Source organism: Paenibacillus nanchangensis, assembly GCF_046543445.1.
Lineage (GTDB): Bacteria > Bacillota > Bacilli > Paenibacillales > Paenibacillaceae > Paenibacillus_AQ > Paenibacillus_AQ nanchangensis.
Genome location: NZ_JBHOFD010000019.1, coordinates 1 through 17,618, shown reverse-complemented (window position 1 = coordinate 17,618; position 17,618 = coordinate 1). Strand labels below are relative to the sequence as shown.

The following is a 17,618-nucleotide window of genomic DNA, read 5'->3' as shown; positions in this document are numbered from 1 at the left end:
GATGTGGATTGGGGGCGTCTCGTTTGCTCAAATTTCCGGCTGAGTCGATGCGCCACACGATTTTTATCCGGCTGATTGTGACCTATCTGGCCATCATTCTTCCGATCCTGCTGCTTGGCCTTTATCTGTATAACTGGAGTTATAAAAACGCCAGCCAGGACTTGTCCAGAGCTGCTGTGTCGCAATTAAGCTACTATCTGGAGGATTTAAACCGTGAAATTGAATGGATGGAAATTCAGCAATATGATCTGGTCCAGGACACGGAATTGAACAAACTGGCGGTTACCTGGGCGTATATGGACGATATTGAGCGAAGGGAAGCTCTAAACTACGTTACGGAGCGGCTTACCTCCCTGAAAAGCAGCAGTGCCTACATCAGCGATATTTACGTCCATATCCGGACCATCAACAGAACGATTTCCGCGGTCCATGCTGTGGATGCGTTTGACCGGGAGAAATTTGACGTTTTTTGGCCGGTACGGTCCAAACAAAACGGCAGGCTGATCCATTGGAACCATGCGCTGCAGCTCAGCGTCTCCCAGCCCAGCAGCAGAAAAGGCGAACCGCCTTTGTTTATTGTCCAGATTGAGCTGGACAACGAGAAGCTGAAGGAGTCGTTAACACAGCTTAACAGTTATGACGGCAGCGGATCATTGCTGCTGTCCGAAACCTCGGGTTATGCGCTTGGCAGCGGAAGAACAGCACAGCAGTTGATTCCGGGCTATTTTGAAGCCTTGCGCGAAGGAAGGTTTGAGAAGACCTGGGTGATTGACGGAGACCGGTATCATGTCGACCGGATCAAATCCGATGCGCTTGGACTGGCTGTGGCGGCTTATTTGCCCGAGGCGGCCGTCAAACGGCCGCTCAGCAAATTTGTGATTTGGGCATGGCTGTTCGCCGCCGCATCGTTTTTAGCCATCTTGATATACGCTTATTCTACTTATAAATTCGTACAAAAACCTTTGCTGATCCTGGTGCGCAGCTTCAAAAAAATGGAGAGCGGGTCGCTGGATACCCGGATTGCAACGGAACGCAAAGACGAATTCGGATTTTTGTATCTGCGTTTCAATCAAATGCTGACCCGGCTGAAAACACTGATTGATCAGGACTACAAACAAAAGCTGATGATGCAGCGGGCGGAATTAAAGCAGCTGCAGTCGCAAATTAATCCGCATTTTTTGTATAACAGCTTTTTTATCCTTAACTCGCTGGCCAAGACGGGCGATGTTGAGCGGATTGAGCTGTTCTCCAACATGCTGGGCGAATATTTCCGGTTCATTACCCGGAATGGAGATGACGATGTCCGCTTGGCGGAGGAGACACGGCATTCCAGGATGTACACGGAAATTCAGAAAATGCGGTTCTCCAGGCGGATTCAGGTCCAATTTGACGAGCTTCCAAACGAGCTGGAGGACATTCGGGTTCCCCGGCTTATCCTCCAGCCGATTATCGAAAACGCGTATGAACATTGTCTTGAAAAACAGACGGAAGAAGGGCAACTCCGCGTTTCGTTTGACAGGAGGGATACGGAGATTAGGATTACCGTGGAAGACAACGGAGGCGTCCTGTCCGAAGAAGCCATTCAGCAGCTCGGAAGCCGGCTGGAGCAGCATACAGAACCCTCCGAAATTACAGGAATGATGAATATCCACCGGCGGATTCGTTTGATATACGGGGAAGGCAGCGGCCTGTTCTTGTCCCGGAGCGAGCTGAACGGCCTCAAAGTTGAAATTCGCATTAAGCTGACAGGGGGAGAGGCCGTTGTACCGGCTTTTAATTGTTGATGACGAAGAAATTATCACGGACGGATTATATGAAGTCTTTAACCGGCTGATTCCCGATAAGCTGGATGTCTGCAAGGCCTATTCGGCCAAAGAGGCGCTGGAGTGGCTGACGCGGACCCGAATCGATCTGGTGCTCACCGATATCAGCATGCCGGGAAAAAGCGGGCTTGAACTGTCCGAGGAGATCAGGCGTTTTTGGCCGAGATGCAAAATCATTTTCCTGACCGGGTACAGTGAATTCGATTACGCCTATAAGGCGCTGCAACTTCCCAATGCCCGTTATCTGCTGAAGACGGAGGGCTACGAGCGGATCATCGAAACGGTCAAGGATGCGATTGAAGAAATCGAACAGGGCAACCTTATGAACGGGTTGCTGGAACAATCGCTTCAGCAGCGGCAGGCGATCGAGACGGCCGCGCAGGGCGATTATCTCCGGCACCTGCTGCAGGACAGCGTGTCGCTGTGTCAGGACCCAGGCGCTTTATCCAGGGATTTTCACAAATTAAAGCTCAGCTTTGACCCGGAGCTTCCGGTTATTTTGATTTTAGGGCAGCCGGCTTTTCCGGACACGGCCTCCTTTTTGGACCGGAATGAGCTGCTGGCTTCAGCGCATCTTGTAGCCGGCAGTTTTTTGTCGGAGCTGGCCGGATGTGCCGTAATTGCAGACCGGTACGGCGACTGGTTGTGGTTTGTGCAAACAGAGCGGATAACGGATGACAACAACCGGGAGTCTTTATTAAGGTACCTGGAAGGGACCCTGGAGCTGATTCAAGAAGCTTGCGACCGGACGCTTGGCGTGCCGTTGTCCTTTACGGTCAGCGGCAGTCCGTCGGCCTGGACCGCGATTACGGATCAGCATGAGCGCCTGCGCCAGCTGCAGCAGATCCGAACAGGCGACGGTATTCCTATAGTGCTGGTTGACCGGCTAAACCCGGAGGAATCCGTTGAGGAGAAGGAGGGCAAGCGGCTTAACCAGCGGGTAGACAATCTGACGGCGCATCTGGAGACGGGAAGACAGGAACGTTTTATGGACACTTTTTATGAGATCGTCCGCAGTATTCATCCCAACCAATCCATAGAAGTGGCGGCGGAGATGTATTACACGGTAGCGATTGTCCTGCTGTCTTATGTGAACCGCTGGCGCCTCCACAATCAAATCGAGGATTACGCCAAGCTCATGCGCTTAGACGCCCACGCTTCGATGAAAGAGGGCATCCGGCATCTGGAGAAGGTTGCCGCACGCATCTTTGAAGTGAAGCGGTTTGACGAAAAGGAGCATTCATCGAACGTCATTGCGCATATCTGCGAATATATTCAAAACCATCTGGGGGAGGATTTGTCTTTGGTCCGTCTGGCAGAGCTTCATTACTTTAATCCTTCGTATCTGTCGCGGTTGTTCAAGCAGGCGCAGGGGATCAATTTGTCCGAGTATATCGATAACTGCCGGGCGGGCAAAGCAAAAGAACTGCTGCGGGAAAGCAACTTGAAGATTAGGGAAGTGGCATTGATCGTAGGGTATGAAGCCGCCCATTCGTTTACGCGTTTTTTCAAAAAAACGACAGGCATGACCCCGCAGGAATACCGCGATTCACTGTACAAAAAAAGCGGCGTTTAACACGCCGTCACGCCGTCAGTTTAACACGTTCAAAAAGGAGCAGCCTCACCCTTCGGATAACCGGGGAGTGAGGCTGGAATTGGTCCTGGCATTGCGGTATGCCCGCGGGGTATAACCGGTAACCTGGCGAAACTGCCTGCAGAAATGCTCGATATTCGCATACCCGCAGAGCGCCGCAATATCGGCAACCTTTGCCGGCCCATACACAAGCTTTTCCTTCGCGAGACGGATGCGGCACTGAATCACGTCTTCCATACAGGAGATGCCAAAAGTAGACTTATACAAAGTCTGCAAATAGCCAGGGCTTAGATGCACATAGTCAGCCATTGCTTTAACAGTCCAAGGGTGTCCCGGGTTGTGATAAAGCTCTTTTCGCAGCTGCAGCAAACGATGATATTGCGGAGCATGTTCTTCAAACTTGGCCGCTTCATACAGCTTGTTAAACAACACCCGGAACAGGTGATCGACCGAAATTTCATAATAATCGCTTTGCCATAAATGTTCCGATACAAGCAGCTGAAACAGCTGGTGGCAGTAGCCCGGATCAGGCACAGGAAAGGGCACCCCAAGCGGAAGGGGACATTCCAGAATATAAGCATCGGTTGCGTCAAACCGGACCCAGTCATTGACATAAGTCCCTTCGCAGGCCCGGTAATATATTTTATGAAAAGGAGGATACAAAACGGCGCAGTTGGCCGGATATTCACGGATTTCTCCGCGGACTTCAAACAACGCCGGCGTCTGGGTGATCACAAGGAGCCAGCAATCCAGCCCTTCCGGCACATTGTACACAAAATAAGAGGGATGGGCAGCGTCGTATTGAACATAGTGAATGGAAGTCATCGTTTCACCTGACTTTTAGATCATTGGGCTTGCTGATGTAACGAAATGTGAGCGTGCCTGCTAATAGATTTTGTAATTTCCGCTCAGGGCCAGCAGGCTAAAGAAATACAAGCAGTTGTCATAATAACGGCGTGCTCCCGTCCGCAGCGGAGTATCCCAAAACAGACGGACAAAATATTCGGCGTTAGGCCCTTCCGCAGCAAGCGAAGCCATGGCGTTTGTTGCCAGCAGACCCACCGGATGCAGCGCCGGTTCATCAAAAGGTGTTCCATCCAAGGCATAACGTTTGTAATCGGAGAGGTCGATCTTCCGGAAAAACGTCTGGATCCGGTCCGATTGTCCGACCTGCCATGCATCCTTGCGGAACCATTCCCAATCAAGGCCAATATTTGCGGCGACCCGATAGGAATCGCTGTAAAAATGGCGGAAATCGCCGTGAGGCTGAATGTCCGCGGGCGTCCCGTCGTAATTGGCGTATTCAGCAGCCAAGCCTGTTACCGGATGGCATGCCGTCCGGAGATAGGCGCGGCTGGCATCCGCCGCATCCCGCCAGAATTCCTGGTCAGCCTCGTCCGCCCGCAAAGCAAACAGCTCATAAAAATGCGGGAGATGATATGACGGATCGCTGAACGCAGATTCCGGCACAAATTTGATTAATTTCTTTGCCGGATCCCACATAGGGTCCCCTTCGCCGTCTTCGCCTTGATGGATGCAGGCGCGCAAAATGATCCGGGCTTGCCCGGAATAATTGTAAGGCTCCGGCCCGTCGCCCCATCGGCCTGAAGCAAATAACAAAGCCATGGCGTAGAACTCTTCTCCATCCGGCGCAGGCCCCTGTGAAATCCGCATTCCGTCAGGCTTGCAGTGCCAGGCAAAATAGTCTTTATACCGTCCGTCTTTGTGCTGCATAAAGGTTTTGGAGAAATTCCACAGCCGGTCGAATTCCTCTTTTTTGTTCATTTGAACGGCCATCATCATGCCGTAGGACATGCCTTCGGTTCTTACATCCAGGTTCCCCGTGTCAAGTATGTACGCTTTATCGCTGCCCATTGGATAATAAATCCGCACCTCGTCATCTCCGTAGAACAAGTCGTTCCAGGTCTGCTCCAGGCGGGCTTCAATTTCATCTTCGGTGTAACCGTGTTCCGCAAATAAATTCCGGTAATTCCCGGTGTAAAAGGCTCCCTGCTGCATTATCGTCATTCAAAACCCCTCCATATAAAAATCGTTTACTCTACAAATCCGAACCCCAATATTGTAAAACACTTATGTTCATGTCCGGCTGCCATACGGATCTCCACGGTATGATCTCCCGGCTCCGGCTCCTCATATAAAATAACCGCATGGCAGCGGGTCCACTGGACAGCATGTGACTCTGCCGTTCTTACAAGCCGGCCGTCCACCCGGATTTCGGCATTCCCGAAATCATCGCTGCCGGAATTTTTATAGATCAGCAGAAGACACCGGCTTTGGATCGTTAAGGTAAATTCTTTGCTGCCTGACGCGGGGGTGTGCATCCAATTATGCGGAAATAAAACGGTCCCGGTTTCATGGTCGTCCATTTCCGCAGACTGCAGATCACTGTCGGCGGCATCAAAGCCGCCCGCCGAAATGGCGGCTGAATCCGGAAGAGAGGCCCTGTCTAATAAGCGGACGGATTGAAAGCTGCTGCCTATAACAGGGGGCTGGTTCAGATTGATGTCGTCCGCATCGGGTTCGCTTCGATCCGTTTGTTCAAACAGCCAGCCCAGACAGTCTGCCATGATCCGGTGCCCGTCATTAGCCGGATGATAGATGTCGCTGAAAAATTCCTGCTTTGAAAGGATATTCCCGGTGGCTTTAGTGAGCTTGAATTGTTCCGTCACCGCATCTTTGATGCTGACCATCGGCAGCCCGTAATGCCATCCGACGGGAGCCAAACGTTCCTGCAGATTCCAGTCATTTTCAAAGACACTGAATAACAGGATGACGGCGGGCGAGCCCGCTGATGTCAACGCTTTCAACACCAGGCTTTCGTAGCAGACGCCTTCCGTTTCGTCATCCGCGTCGTTGACTGCAAACTCGATCACAACGACGTCCGGCTGAACGGTTCCGTCGCGCAGGACATCCCGGTCATAACGAATCATGCCGAGTTCCGACGGCGTTCCGCCCACTCCCGCTTTAATCAGACGGACGGGTTCTCCGCCTTCTTGTCCAAACATGTCCTGAAACCGTTTATAGGAACGATAAGCGTAACATTCGGTCGCAATGGGGGCGGCGCCCGCTCCTTGGGTAATGGACCCGCCTATAAAGGCTAGCGTCACGGCTTCGCCGCGTTTCGCTTTTGCAATGGCGTGTTTTAAGCGCCGGTTGTTCCCGTGATAAAGCAGTGACCTCCCGATCATCCGGCGGTACGCCTCTGACTCTGTATTCAATACCAGACCTCCTTTAGCGGTTGCCTATTTATCAATCATATAACGGATGGCAGGTACGGGGAAACCCGTCAAATCATTGGATTTATCTGAGGATCGATCAATTTTACATCAGGAAAGATCATTGTTTGGCCGGCAGGTGTACCTTATACTTTCCTCAGTTCAAATCCAACCTATTCCATTTATGCTGAGGTGACTATTTATGGCCATTTTTCAAGTTCATTTTTATTCAAAAACACTGCGCAGAGAGGTGCCGTTTACTGCGCTGCTGCCCATGGACCGTCCGGAAATACCGGGCAATCCTTTATCAGAACGCGGGGAAATGAAGACGCTTTACCTGCTGAACGGGTATTCTGGCGGCAGCATGGAGTGGCTGGTCCACACACGGATCAAAGAGCTTGCCGACCGTTTGAACGTCGCTGTAATTATGCCCTCGGGCGAAAACAGCTTTTATGTGGATGACGAGGAGAAAGGGGAGTTGTTTGGCGAATATGTCGGCCGGGAGCTGGTGGAGTTCACAAGGGAATGTTTTCCGCTAAGCCGTGACCGGAGCGCGACATCTATCGGGGGATTGTCAATGGGAGGATACGGGGCGATCCGCAACGGTTTAAAATATGCCGGCCAGTTTGGTTCGGTTATCGCGTTGTCTTCGGCGCTTCTGCCCTACCGCATTGCCAATGCCGCTCCGGGTTATAACGACGGGGTGGCGGATTACCGCTATTTCAAACGGGTTTTCGGCGATTTGGATGCGCTGCGCGGGAGCGACAAAGATCCCGAAGCGCTGGTGAAGCATTTGAAGGAAACGGGCGAGGTTATGCCGGCGATTTATATGGCCTGCGGAACGGAGGATTTTTTACTGGATGTGAACAGGAGGTTCAGCGCATTCCTGACGGAGGAAAACGTGCAGCATGTCTATAAGGAGAGTGCGGGCGCGCATTCGTGGGATTTTTGGAACGAATATATAGAAAAAGCTTTGAACTGGGCGGTCGGCCAGAACACAAATCCATAATCCGGCGGTCTAACACCCATAATCGGACGGGTTGTTCCGTTTTTTCGTGTAAAGGTAGAATAAAATTGTATTCGCTTCCAAATTTTATCGAATATCGAAAGGGGGAAGACGTATTTAACAACAGAACAGACGGTTAACACGAGGGCTGCACCCACTCCACCATCAGCCTCTACTGTTGTCGAGTCCAATTCGGAAAGGGGACGAGTAGATGGAATTTCGAATTGCCCGCCGGGCGGTGCAGCTGCTGCTTGCGGTATGTATGCTGATTCCGTCCATGCTGACGGGCGGCAGCAGGGTTCATGCCTGGGACGGAATGCCGCTGCCCAAACTCCATGTAAGCGGCAACCAGCTAGTCAACGGCAACGGCCAGCCTGTGCTGCTCAGCGGCTGGCATCAGCCTACTGGTGCTTACTGGACTTATCAGTCAAGCAAATATTATCTTGACCGGAACGGAGGCAACCGGCACGCGGCGGTTCTGAACTACTTAAAGGATATAACCGACACCTTTACCAACACCTCCCCCCAATACGGGAGCGGCCACGGCTGGTATATGAATCAGGTGCGCTTGTTTATTGACCGGGAAGACATGGGCGATGTGGCGGCGGGGACGTATAACTTTGCGGGATTACAGTCCGCAACCCGGGAAGTCATTATCCCGTACGTCGAGTACGCCAAAACGAAAGGGCTTTATGTCACGCTTGGTCTTGATTTTACCCTCCTCGACAACAAAGCAACCACGCAAGCCAATCTCGATAAATTTAATCAGATTTGGGGTTACCTCGCCTCCCAGCCGGAATTAAAAAGCGCGGACAATGTCATGTTCGAGCTGGTTAACGAACCGGTCCTTGCCTATGCGGACGGAGAATGGGGAGGCAATCCGGCACAGCCTAACTTTGCGGCATTTTGGGATGCTTTAAGAGATTTCCAGAACTCCATGATCTCCACGATCCGCAGTAAAGGAGCGGATAATGTAATCTGGGCGGCGGGACTCGGCTGGGACCAGCATTATCAGCTGTGCGCCTCCCGGCCGCTTACGGACCCCTTAAACAACCTCGGTTATGCGGTGCATTGGTATCCGGGATACGGGGCGCATGACAATTTCTCGACGCTTCAGCAGCAGTGGAACACCAGCATTAAACCTTGTGCGGACAGCTACCCGATCAATATTACCGAGACCACATGGTTTAAGACCAAAGCCGGAGATTCTCCTTATTGGGAACTGTTTAACGGCTCGAATGAAGGGTTCGGCAAAAATACGAAAGCGATTTTTACCGCAGCCGGAAATGTGAGTGTGGCTGTGCATATGAACGGATTTTTGCTCGAACCGGGCCCCAAAAGCTCGTTTGCGGACCCGTCCGCAGGCCTGCTGTATGACGGCGATCCTTCCAGAGACGGCATGGCACGCTTTATTTTTGACTGGTATTATGAGCGGGCGCAGTTCATACCCTGGAACGGATTATGGAACGGAATCAGCAGCGGCTCAACCTACAAACTGGTCAACAGGGCGTCAGGCAAACTCATTGACGTTCCCGGAGGCGCAGACACTGACGGGCTTCAGCTCAACCAGTGGCCGGAGAATCAGGCTGCCGCACAGCACTGGGGCGTTGAGGATGTCGGCACAGTGAATAATATTTACCGCCTGCGCAGTGTAAGTTCCCCGGACAACAAAGTCATGGATGTACGGAATGGATCAAAAAACAACGGAGCAGCGGTTCAACTGATGAGCGATCTGAACAATACCGCCCAAAAGTTCAGATTAATTAATCTGGGCAACGGCTATTGGTGCATCCTGAACGTGAACAGCAATAAAGCGGTTGAGGTTGCAGGGAGCTCAAACGCCGACGGGGCCCTGCTGCAGCAAAATTTCTACCGCGGAGATTGGAATCAGCAGTGGAAGCTGGTCAAAGTGAATTGACGGTAGTGACGTTCAAACCGTGTTTCAACTAAATCTCATTAAGAGGAGTTGAAGCTTCATGATTGCCCGGTTTAAAAAAGCATTGTGCGCGGGACTGGCAATGGTTACCCTTTTGCCGCTGCTGTTATCTCCCGCCGAAGTGTCCGCCGCAAGCGATGCCGTTGTGAATCTGTCCGCCGAAAAACAAGTGATTCGCGGGTTCGGCGGAATCAATCACCCTGCCTGGATCGGAGATTTAACCCCCGCTCAAAGGGAGACGGCCTTTGGAAATGGTAACGGTCAATTAGGCTTCTCCATTCTGAGAATCTATGTGCATGAGGACCGTAATCAATGGTACCGCGAGGTGGATACGGCCAAAAGAGCCGTTGCTTTAGGAGCTGCCGTATTTGCTTCGCCGTGGAATCCTCCGGCCGACATGGTGGAGACGTTTAACCATAACGGTGATCCGTCGGCCAAACGGCTGCGGTACGATAAATACGCCGCTTATGCCCAGCATCTGAACGATTTTGTAACGTTTATGAAGAACAACGGTGTGAATCTGTATGCGATTTCGGTACAAAACGAACCGGATTATGCGCATGAGTGGACCTGGTGGACGCCGCAAGAAATGCTTCGTTTCATGAAGGAAAATGCCGGCTCCATTCAGACCCGGGTGATTGCCCCCGAATCCTTTCAGTACCTGAAGAATATGTCGGACCCTATTTTGAACGACCCGCAGGCGCTGACGAATATGGATATTTTGGGAGCGCATTTATACGGCACCCAGGTGAGCAATTTTGCGTATCCGTTATTCAAACAAAAGGGTGCGGGAAAAGAACTCTGGATGACGGAAGTGTATTACCCGAACAGCGACAACAACTCGGCGGACCGCTGGCCCGAGGCCCTGGAGGTGTCCCACCACATTCATAATGCGATGGTGGAAGGGGATTTCCAGGCTTATGTATGGTGGTATATCCGCAGATCTTATGGTCCGATGAAAGAGGACGGCACAATCAGCAAACGCGGATCCAGCATGGCCCAATTCTCCAAGTTTATCCGTCCCGGCTATGTCCGGGTCGAGGCAACCAAAAATCCTGAAAACGGCGTGTACGTGTCTGCCTATAAAGGCGGCAACAAGGTAGTTATTGTTGCTATTAACAAAGGGAACACAGGGGTTAATCAGAACTTCGTTCTGCAGAATGGATCGGCAGCTCAGCTGTCCAGATGGGTGACAAGCAGCGCCGGCAATCTTCAGCCCGGAACGCCGCTGCAGATGACCGGGAATAACTTTTGGGCGCATCTTCCCGCGCAAAGCGTTACGACTTTTGTAGGCGGACTCTAACCGTAATCCAGCCGGCCGCAGTGCCGCACGTGCAGTGCTGCAGGCTGCAGGCTGCAGGGCTGCAGGGCCGTACCCGCCAGCAAGGGATCGGCAGCAGCAAAGGATCAGGGTTATCAAACTTCAGCCGTCCGGCAGGTGTGCCCGGGCGGTTGTTTGTGTGTTTTTTTTGCGGGTAATTTGAACATGAGTTTTAAGAATGGGGGAAAGAAATGATGCAGCTGGAGGAAGTATTAAGGGTGCATGTGACCATAGGAAAAATAGCAGAGCTTCAAAATGAGGCCGGGGACTCGGTGGTAATGATCTCATTTACGGGAAAGGTGTCAGGGGAGTATTTTCAAGGTGAAGTGCTGGACGGCGGGGTCGATACCCAGATTATCGGGAGGCACGGGGACCGGCACCATTTATCCGCAAGATATATGCTGCAAGGGAAAGATTATACGGGGCAGCCCTGCCAAATCTACATCGAAAATAACGGAGAAGTCCATAACCATCCGAAGCATCACGCTTTGTTTCGCACGGCTCCTAAAATCATTACGAATAGCAAAGCCCTGTCTTTTTTAAATGAAGAGCTGTTGGTAGGAGAAGGCTATCCCACGGATCATGGAGTGGATATTAAAATTTACAGGTGGGTTTAGTTCGGAAATCTGAGATGAAGTCAAACACCGCAAGGGATCCATCCATGGGTTAAAAGCACGCTTCCTATGACTGGGCATATGATGAAGTACTTTCGTGTGAAGGGAAGGAACAAAAATATGGCCTCTGAGCATCATGCTCCCGTGAATCCTGTGACCACCGTGCAGACCGTGTATCCCGCGCAGCCCGGGTCCGCCATGCATCCTGTGCATCCCATGCAACCCATGCATCCCATGCAACCCATGCATCCGATTCATTATGAACATCCAGCCTGTCCTCATCCATATCCCGCTTCGCCTTATTTTATAAAAAGCTACCCTCCAGTTTTTCAGCCCTATGGTTCTCAGGTGCGTATGGATTTGGAATGGAGAAGCACACTCAAGGATCACGGGAAAGAACCTTTTGTAGTGAACATTGAATCTGCAGCCAAACAGAACAAAACCTTCCGTACAGCATTATGGACAGGGCAGCACTTCCAGGTTACCGTCATGAGTATTCCAGCGGGAGAAGATATTGGGCTGGAAGTCCATCCTGCTACAGACCAGTTCATTTGCATTGAAGAGGGCCGGGCACTTGTTCAAATGGGAGATTCCAAAAACAATCTTGATTTCCAGGCAGTGGCCGGCGAGGATTACGCCATTATGATCCCTGCGGGCAAATGGCATAATCTAACCAATCTTGATGATGAACCTTTATACCTTTACGTGATCTACGCTCCTCCTGAACACCCGTACGGCACCGTTCATGTTACTAAAGAAGCGGCGGAGTCGTAACGATTTTTCCTTTGTACACGATAATGAACGTCCGGAACCGGCCAAATGCTGCTTGTGCAGGTTCTTTTTTTTAGCGGGTGGAATGCGGTACGTGTATATCGTTTAGAAATCGTCCGGCAGGCAATAAATAGAGGTGACTGGCTGCGGCCTGTTTAGCAATAAAATAAATGCCGGGAGAGAGAATACATGAGCATTTACTATCACCTGTCTATAAAGTTGTTTGTGGGCTTTGTTGTCCTGTTTATTGCTGCCCGTTTTATTGGCGGGCGTGAACTGAAGAAGCTGAATGTATTTGATTTTATCACTGCCATCGTCTTGTCCGAGCTTGTTGGCAATGTTCTGTATCAGAAAGAAGTGGATGCCCTCCACATGAGTTATGCTTTGGTATTTTGGACATTGTTGATTTACATTATTGATAAAATTAAGATGAAGCTTGCAAAAACACGCAAATTATTTGAAGGTGTCCCGGACATGGTGATAGAGGAAGGGGAGATCAAGAAAGAAGTACTCCGGAAGAATAGGGTGGATTTGAACGAGCTGTTGGCTCTATTAAGAGAGAAAGGTTATTTTTCGATTGGTGACGTAAAATACGCTTTTCTTGAGACCAATGGAAATATTAGCGTAATCGATAAAAAAACCAACGCATTTCCTCACCCTTTAGTTTTGGACGGGAAATATTCAAAATTAGCTTTTGATACCCTGGGTAAAGATCAGGAGTGGCTGCTGGCCAAAATCCAGGAGCAGGGATACACGGATATCGCCCAAATTTTTTACGCGGAGTACCAGGAGGGGGATAACTTGTATATCCAGCCTCAGCCGGAACATACAAAACGTAAGAGTTCAAGCGAAACCGGCGCGCGGTAGAAACTTGCGATACTACCGACAAATGCGGGACTTCAGGGACTTGGTTCCGCAGCAGGCGTGGAATATAAAAATTTAAACGATACCACACAATTTCCACACAGTTTTAAAGTACAGTAGGAACCAGCCAAAAAAATCCGGATACTGGAGGAGAAGAGGCATGAGAAAAAGGATGATTCTGGCCGGTTTTGCTGTAGCATTAACTGCGGCCCTTGCGGGCTGTCAAACCGGAAACCAAGAGACTGGACAGGCTGCAGAAACCACGCCGGCACCCGCATCCGCGGTGTCTACACCATGGGTAGGAACAAAAAATACCACGCGAATTAACACGTCCGATCCGATCCAAGCAGCCGTTGTGGTGTCGCGCACACTGTGGACAGCCGTAAGTGACAGCAACCGGCCGGCCAGCGTTGTACTTACTGACGTGAAAAATTGGCAGATTGCGGCGGCAAGCACCGATCTGATTCACCATCCAAGCAATGGACCGGTGCTTTTTATGGAGAATGACGCGGTTCCTCAAGCGACGCTGGAGGAATTGAAGCGGCTGCGGCCGTTGGGCGCAGAAGGAAATCATGGTGTCCAGATCGTCATCGTGGGACCTGTTTCCGACGCGGCCATGAAGCAGCTGGATGCACTTAATATGAAGATCGACAAAATCGAAGGGGACGAGCCGGCTGCGGTCGCCCAAGCAATTGACTCGTATTATGCCAAGGCGGCCGGCGAGCTGCCGCAGGCGGTAGTGATCGGATCGATGGATAATCCGGAATATACGCTTCCTGCCGTCAATTGGATTGCGCACATGCCGGAACCGCTCCTGTATGTGACGAAAGATGAGATTCCTGAACCAACCGTTCAGGCCCTAAACGAACGCGGCGGAAACGCGGTGATCTACCTTCTTGGACCGGAGTCCGCTGTTTCGTCCGGAGTTGAGGAGAAGCTGAAGTCATACGGATCGGTGACCCGGATTTCGGGTGAAAATCCGGCCGAAAACGCCATTGCTTTTGCCAAATTTAAAGATGATGCCACCGGGTTTGGATGGGGGATTATAACCCCCGGGCATAATCTGTCGTTTCTTCCGGCAGATTCGACCTTGCTTGCGGTTGCCGCTGCTCCGTTCTCGCATCTCGGGAAGCATGCTCCGCTGATTTTTACCAATAAAGATGGCATACCGGACGCCGTTATGGACTACACTGCCCAAATCCAGCCGAAATTTCAGGAGTCTCCGGCAGAAGGCCCTTATAATCACGCATGGATTACCGGGGACGCGCAGGCGATCACCGCTGCGGCGCAAAGCGAAATTGACGATATGCTTGAAATCTCGCCTGCATCGGGCGGCAATCCGCATTCGGGTCATTAAAGAGGAGGATGTCAAATGGAATGGTCTACACTTCTTGTGCTGGTTTGTCCTATAATGATGGTGGTGATGATGTTTGCAATGAAAGGGGGACATTCCCATGGATCCCCAAGCCAACCTCGTGTGACTGGTCACCAGCAAAATCAACCGGCTGAGCGTGAACATGAACAGATGACTGAACTCCGGGCAGAAAACGAGCGCCTCCGCAGCGAACTGCGAAGTCTAAACCAATAGAGCTGAGAACATGCCGTAAGCGGTTGCCGCTTACGGCTTTCAAATGAAGGCGGAAGAAGGTGATAAGCCGTGGGGAATCTTCAGGTACTGATTGCAGATGATGAATGGAACATGCGGAACCTGCTTCGGATCTACTTGATGAAAGAAGGCTTCCGGGTGAAAGAGGCTTCCACCGGACAAGAAGCGTTAGCATTGGTCCATGCCGAGCGGTTTGATGTTATCATTCTCGATGTGATGATGCCGGATATGGACGGATGGCAGATCTGTAAGCGGATCAGAGACGTAGCCAGCACGCCGATTTTGTTTCTGTCGGCACGTACGGAGACGAAGGACAAAATCAAGGGTTTGGACATTGGAGCGGATGATTATTTGACCAAGCCGTTTGACCCGGAAGAATTAGTTGCAAGAATTTTTTCGCTGATCCGCCGGTCTGCGATGAACCAAACCCTGCTGTCCGAGCTTCCGCGAGGCCTCATCTATTCTGATATGGTAATCACACCGGAAGCCAGAGAGGTCTGGATATGCGGGGAACAAGTTGAGTTTACGCAAAAAGAATTCGATCTTCTGGCTACCCTCGCGCAGAACCTGCAGCGGGCTTTCACCAGGGAGGAACTCGTGGAACGGTTGTGGGGCTATGACTTTGAAGGAGAGACCCGGGTCATCGACACGCATATCAAAAACATAAGAGAAAAACTGCATACAGCCGGTTTAAAATATAATCCCATCCAAACTGTATGGGGCGTTGGTTATAAATTCCACATTCCTGGAGCGGCCAATGAAAAATAACCGCATTGGGCTGAAATTGGGCTCCGTTATTATTACGGTATTTCTGATCGTTTTGGTCTTTTTGGGTTTTACCGTCGACCGCTTGTTCACCCGTTTTTATTACGACCGGATGCGGACGCAGACGGAAGAGCTGGGTTCCCATTTTGCGGTGATGGCCCGCACGGATCCGGCATCGGGAGAGATGATGAAGACATTTGCCGAATTTTCTAATGTCAGCATTTTTAATGTAAGGCGAAACGGGGAACTGCTTCTGCATTCGGGAACACACGATCCGGCGGACCGGCAAATGATCCGGCTTCCGGATGTGGAGAAGATTTTTGGCGGGCATAAAATCAACTTCGTTTACACCGATATTTCGGGAGTCCGTTATCTCGTATCCGGCCAGCCCATTTATAAGGACAATACGCCCGCTTCCGCTCTTTACGTCATGTCTTCTATGGAGAACATGGAGCAGTCGCTGCGGGACGTCCGGAATCTGTTGTTATTGTCCGGCGCAGGCGCCTTTTTTATGGCATTGGGGATTACCTGGATCATCGCGCAATTTTTATCGCGTCCGCTGCTTAAAATGCAGCAGGCTACACGGAAAATCGCCGCGGGCGATCTGGAAACAAGGCTGGAGATGAGCAGCCGCGATGAATTGGGCAGCTTAGCCCATGCCATCAACGATCTTGCCGTGGATCTTCAGCGGTACCGGGATACAAGGCAGGAGTTTTTTGCTAATATTTCGCATGAATTGCGTACGCCGATTACCTACCTGGAAGGTTACTCTCAGGTGCTGAGGCAGGAGCTTTACACAACGGAAGAAGAAAAGCAAAAATACCTGGAGATCATCCACGACGAGGCATTAAGGCTGCAGCATTTGGTGGAGGACCTTTTCGATTTAGCGAAAATGGAAGAGGGGAAAGTTAGTCTTGAACCCGGCTGGGTGAACTTATCTGAACTGACGCGGCAGGCGATAACGAAAGTGGAGCTTAAGGCAGGAGAAAAACAGCTTCGCCTGGTTTTTAATGAAACGGGCAGAAGGCAGGAGATTTACGCAGACAAAAAGCGGATGGAGCAAATTATCTTCAATCTGCTGGAAAATGCAGTGCGTTACACCGAGCACGGAGGGATAGAGGTCTCTTTGTCATACAGCCCGAATCATACCGTTCTTTTAGCCGTCGAAGATACAGGGATGGGGATCCCGGACGATGAGCTGTCTTTCATCTTTGAACGCTTTTACCGGGTGGAGAAATCCAGATCACGCCAATATGGAGGAACAGGTTTAGGCCTATCCATCGTAAAAAAACTGGTGGAAATCCAGGGAGGACAAATTACCGTCACCAGTGAGGCGGGCAAAGGCACACGCTTCGAAATCCGTTTTGTCCAGCAGCCTGGACGGGAGGAGGCAAGCCGATGAAAAAAACGGAATGGCTGATTGCTGTTGTATTTATCGGAATGGGCTTAACATGCCTGACCATCTCCGCATTTTCTTTTCCAGCTCAGCTGGAAGTGCATGCAGGCGGGTTTGCCAAAATGGCCGGTTGTCTTGCCGTCCTCGGGTTGTTAACGGTTTTATTTGTACGGTTCAGAAAAGCCCGAAAAAAACGTTAAGGCAGCCAAAGGGCTGGCTTGGCCTGGGAAGGCTGTTTTTAGCGAACAATCTGCTCAGCGAAAAAGAACAGACAACAAAAGATGCATACTATAAAGACCGCATGCCGAAATTATTACGGGGCCGTCTTGCGCCTGCTGGAATATGCGGTGCAGCGTTTCAGAGGGCGATCCGTCGGCAAAATGATTCAGCTCAGCCGCCCAGTCTACTTCTGTCAGCAAGCTACCAAATGCGAATACGGTTGCTGCTTGTTTGCATTATCCCTGTTGTTTTACTTCCTTCTGATACAGGTTGGCAAAACTTACAGGTTGAAACAACGCGGCTTTGCGAGTTATATTATTACTCCGGCCAAGAAATACGAAAGGCCGGGGCAGCCTGGAAAAATGTACAGGTTGCATGAGCAGCAAACTACGTGATATATTATTACTCCGGCCCGGTCGATGAATATAAAGTTGACTAGCTGGAAAAACTTACAACTTGCACTGAGA

The 17,618-nt window shown here is 50.9% G+C and carries 16 protein-coding genes; 13 read left to right on the top strand and 3 right to left on the bottom strand.

All coding sequences use genetic code 11. The annotated features are described in order from the left end of the window. Window positions 1–23: 23 nt before the first annotated feature. Both ACE6ED_RS16160 and ACE6ED_RS16155 read left to right on the top strand, forming a co-directional pair. Window positions 24–1,784: a sensor histidine kinase gene (locus ACE6ED_RS16160; RefSeq protein ID WP_410828230.1), complete on the top strand. Its 1,761-nt coding sequence runs from the start codon at window positions 24–26 to the stop codon at window positions 1,782–1,784. Further along, entirely contained in the window at window positions 1,762–3,399 is a 1,638-nt protein-coding gene (locus tag ACE6ED_RS16155) for a response regulator (RefSeq protein ID WP_410828229.1), read from the top strand. The genes ACE6ED_RS16160 and ACE6ED_RS16155 overlap by 23 nt, the downstream gene beginning before the upstream one ends. Before the next feature lie 45 nt (window positions 3,400–3,444). Here ACE6ED_RS16155 and ACE6ED_RS16150 read toward each other — a convergent pair whose 3' ends face one another. Genes ACE6ED_RS16150 through ACE6ED_RS16140 form a run of 3 tightly spaced genes read right to left on the bottom strand, consistent with a single transcriptional unit; the run spans window position 3,445 to window position 6,656 of the window. Further along, window positions 3,445–4,242, bottom strand: coding sequence for a helix-turn-helix transcriptional regulator (locus tag ACE6ED_RS16150; protein ID WP_410828228.1), 798 nt, complete (start codon window positions 4,240–4,242; stop codon window positions 3,445–3,447). Window positions 4,243–4,302: 60 nt separating this feature from the next. Continuing rightward, window positions 4,303–5,445 (bottom strand): glycosyl hydrolase family 8, encoded by a 1,143-nt coding sequence (locus tag ACE6ED_RS16145; protein ID WP_410828227.1) that lies wholly within the window; start codon window positions 5,443–5,445, stop codon window positions 4,303–4,305. Between the two features lie 26 nt (window positions 5,446–5,471). Continuing rightward, window positions 5,472–6,656, bottom strand: a complete 1,185-nt coding sequence (locus ACE6ED_RS16140; protein ID WP_410828226.1) for an SGNH/GDSL hydrolase family protein — start codon at window positions 6,654–6,656, stop codon at window positions 5,472–5,474. Between the two features lie 199 nt (window positions 6,657–6,855). Between ACE6ED_RS16140 and ACE6ED_RS16135 the strand changes: the two genes are divergently transcribed. From ACE6ED_RS16135 to ACE6ED_RS16085, 11 genes are all read left to right on the top strand, one after another. Further along, window positions 6,856–7,662: an alpha/beta hydrolase gene (locus tag ACE6ED_RS16135; RefSeq protein WP_410828225.1), complete on the top strand. Its 807-nt coding sequence runs from the start codon at window positions 6,856–6,858 to the stop codon at window positions 7,660–7,662. Between the two features lie 208 nt (window positions 7,663–7,870). Beyond that, complete coding sequence (locus tag ACE6ED_RS16130; protein WP_410828224.1) at window positions 7,871–9,577, top strand: RICIN domain-containing protein; 1,707 nt, start codon at window positions 7,871–7,873, stop codon at window positions 9,575–9,577. A gap of 58 nt (window positions 9,578–9,635) precedes the next feature. Then, window positions 9,636–10,898, top strand: coding sequence for a glycoside hydrolase (locus ACE6ED_RS16125; protein WP_410828223.1), 1,263 nt, complete (start codon window positions 9,636–9,638; stop codon window positions 10,896–10,898). A 209-nt stretch (window positions 10,899–11,107) separates the two neighbouring features. Continuing rightward, complete coding sequence (locus ACE6ED_RS16120) at window positions 11,108–11,533, top strand: DUF3237 family protein (RefSeq protein ID WP_410828222.1); 426 nt, start codon at window positions 11,108–11,110, stop codon at window positions 11,531–11,533. 222 nt (window positions 11,534–11,755) lie between these two features. Continuing rightward, window positions 11,756–12,304, top strand: a complete 549-nt coding sequence (locus ACE6ED_RS16115) for a cupin domain-containing protein (RefSeq protein ID WP_410828309.1) — start codon at window positions 11,756–11,758, stop codon at window positions 12,302–12,304. A gap of 186 nt (window positions 12,305–12,490) precedes the next feature. Beyond that, window positions 12,491–13,168, top strand: coding sequence for a DUF421 domain-containing protein (locus ACE6ED_RS16110; RefSeq protein ID WP_410828221.1), 678 nt, complete (start codon window positions 12,491–12,493; stop codon window positions 13,166–13,168). Between the two features lie 157 nt (window positions 13,169–13,325). Then, window positions 13,326–14,522, top strand: coding sequence for a cell wall-binding repeat-containing protein (locus ACE6ED_RS16105; protein WP_410828220.1), 1,197 nt, complete (start codon window positions 13,326–13,328; stop codon window positions 14,520–14,522). A 15-nt stretch (window positions 14,523–14,537) separates the two neighbouring features. Further along, window positions 14,538–14,753 (top strand): DUF2933 domain-containing protein, encoded by a 216-nt coding sequence (locus tag ACE6ED_RS16100; protein ID WP_410828219.1) that lies wholly within the window; start codon window positions 14,538–14,540, stop codon window positions 14,751–14,753. 69 nt (window positions 14,754–14,822) lie between these two features. Beyond that, window positions 14,823–15,539 (top strand): response regulator transcription factor, encoded by a 717-nt coding sequence (locus ACE6ED_RS16095; protein WP_410828218.1) that lies wholly within the window; start codon window positions 14,823–14,825, stop codon window positions 15,537–15,539. Continuing rightward, window positions 15,529–16,938: a sensor histidine kinase gene (locus ACE6ED_RS16090; protein WP_410828217.1), complete on the top strand. Its 1,410-nt coding sequence runs from the start codon at window positions 15,529–15,531 to the stop codon at window positions 16,936–16,938. The genes ACE6ED_RS16095 and ACE6ED_RS16090 overlap by 11 nt, the downstream gene beginning before the upstream one ends. Next, on the top strand, window positions 16,935–17,132 hold the full coding sequence (locus tag ACE6ED_RS16085; protein WP_410828216.1) for a hypothetical protein: 198 nt from the start codon (window positions 16,935–16,937) through the stop codon (window positions 17,130–17,132). Before ACE6ED_RS16090 ends, ACE6ED_RS16085 begins: the two co-directional genes overlap by 4 nt. Window positions 17,133–17,618 lie beyond the last annotated feature (486 nt).

What these genes read in the sequence shown, in the direction of transcription:
- ACE6ED_RS16115 (WP_410828309.1), top strand. Translation starts at nt 11,756, where the DNA reads ATGCATCCCATGCAACCCATGCATCCGATTCATTATGAACATCCAGCC.
- ACE6ED_RS16150 (WP_410828228.1), bottom strand. Translation starts at nt 4,242, where the DNA reads ATGACTTCCATTCACTATGTTCAATACGACGCTGCCCATCCCTCTTAT.
- ACE6ED_RS16120 (WP_410828222.1), top strand. Translation starts at nt 11,108, where the DNA reads ATGATGCAGCTGGAGGAAGTATTAAGGGTGCATGTGACCATAGGAAAA.
- ACE6ED_RS16090 (WP_410828217.1), top strand. Translation starts at nt 15,529, where the DNA reads ATGAAAAATAACCGCATTGGGCTGAAATTGGGCTCCGTTATTATTACG.
- ACE6ED_RS16085 (WP_410828216.1), top strand. Translation starts at nt 16,935, where the DNA reads ATGAAAAAAACGGAATGGCTGATTGCTGTTGTATTTATCGGAATGGGC.
- ACE6ED_RS16110 (WP_410828221.1), top strand. Translation starts at nt 12,491, where the DNA reads ATGAGCATTTACTATCACCTGTCTATAAAGTTGTTTGTGGGCTTTGTT.
- ACE6ED_RS16125 (WP_410828223.1), top strand. Translation starts at nt 9,636, where the DNA reads ATGATTGCCCGGTTTAAAAAAGCATTGTGCGCGGGACTGGCAATGGTT.
- ACE6ED_RS16130 (WP_410828224.1), top strand. Translation starts at nt 7,871, where the DNA reads ATGGAATTTCGAATTGCCCGCCGGGCGGTGCAGCTGCTGCTTGCGGTA.
- ACE6ED_RS16135 (WP_410828225.1), top strand. Translation starts at nt 6,856, where the DNA reads ATGGCCATTTTTCAAGTTCATTTTTATTCAAAAACACTGCGCAGAGAG.
- ACE6ED_RS16105 (WP_410828220.1), top strand. Translation starts at nt 13,326, where the DNA reads ATGAGAAAAAGGATGATTCTGGCCGGTTTTGCTGTAGCATTAACTGCG.
- ACE6ED_RS16145 (WP_410828227.1), bottom strand. Translation starts at nt 5,445, where the DNA reads ATGACGATAATGCAGCAGGGAGCCTTTTACACCGGGAATTACCGGAAT.
- ACE6ED_RS16100 (WP_410828219.1), top strand. Translation starts at nt 14,538, where the DNA reads ATGGAATGGTCTACACTTCTTGTGCTGGTTTGTCCTATAATGATGGTG.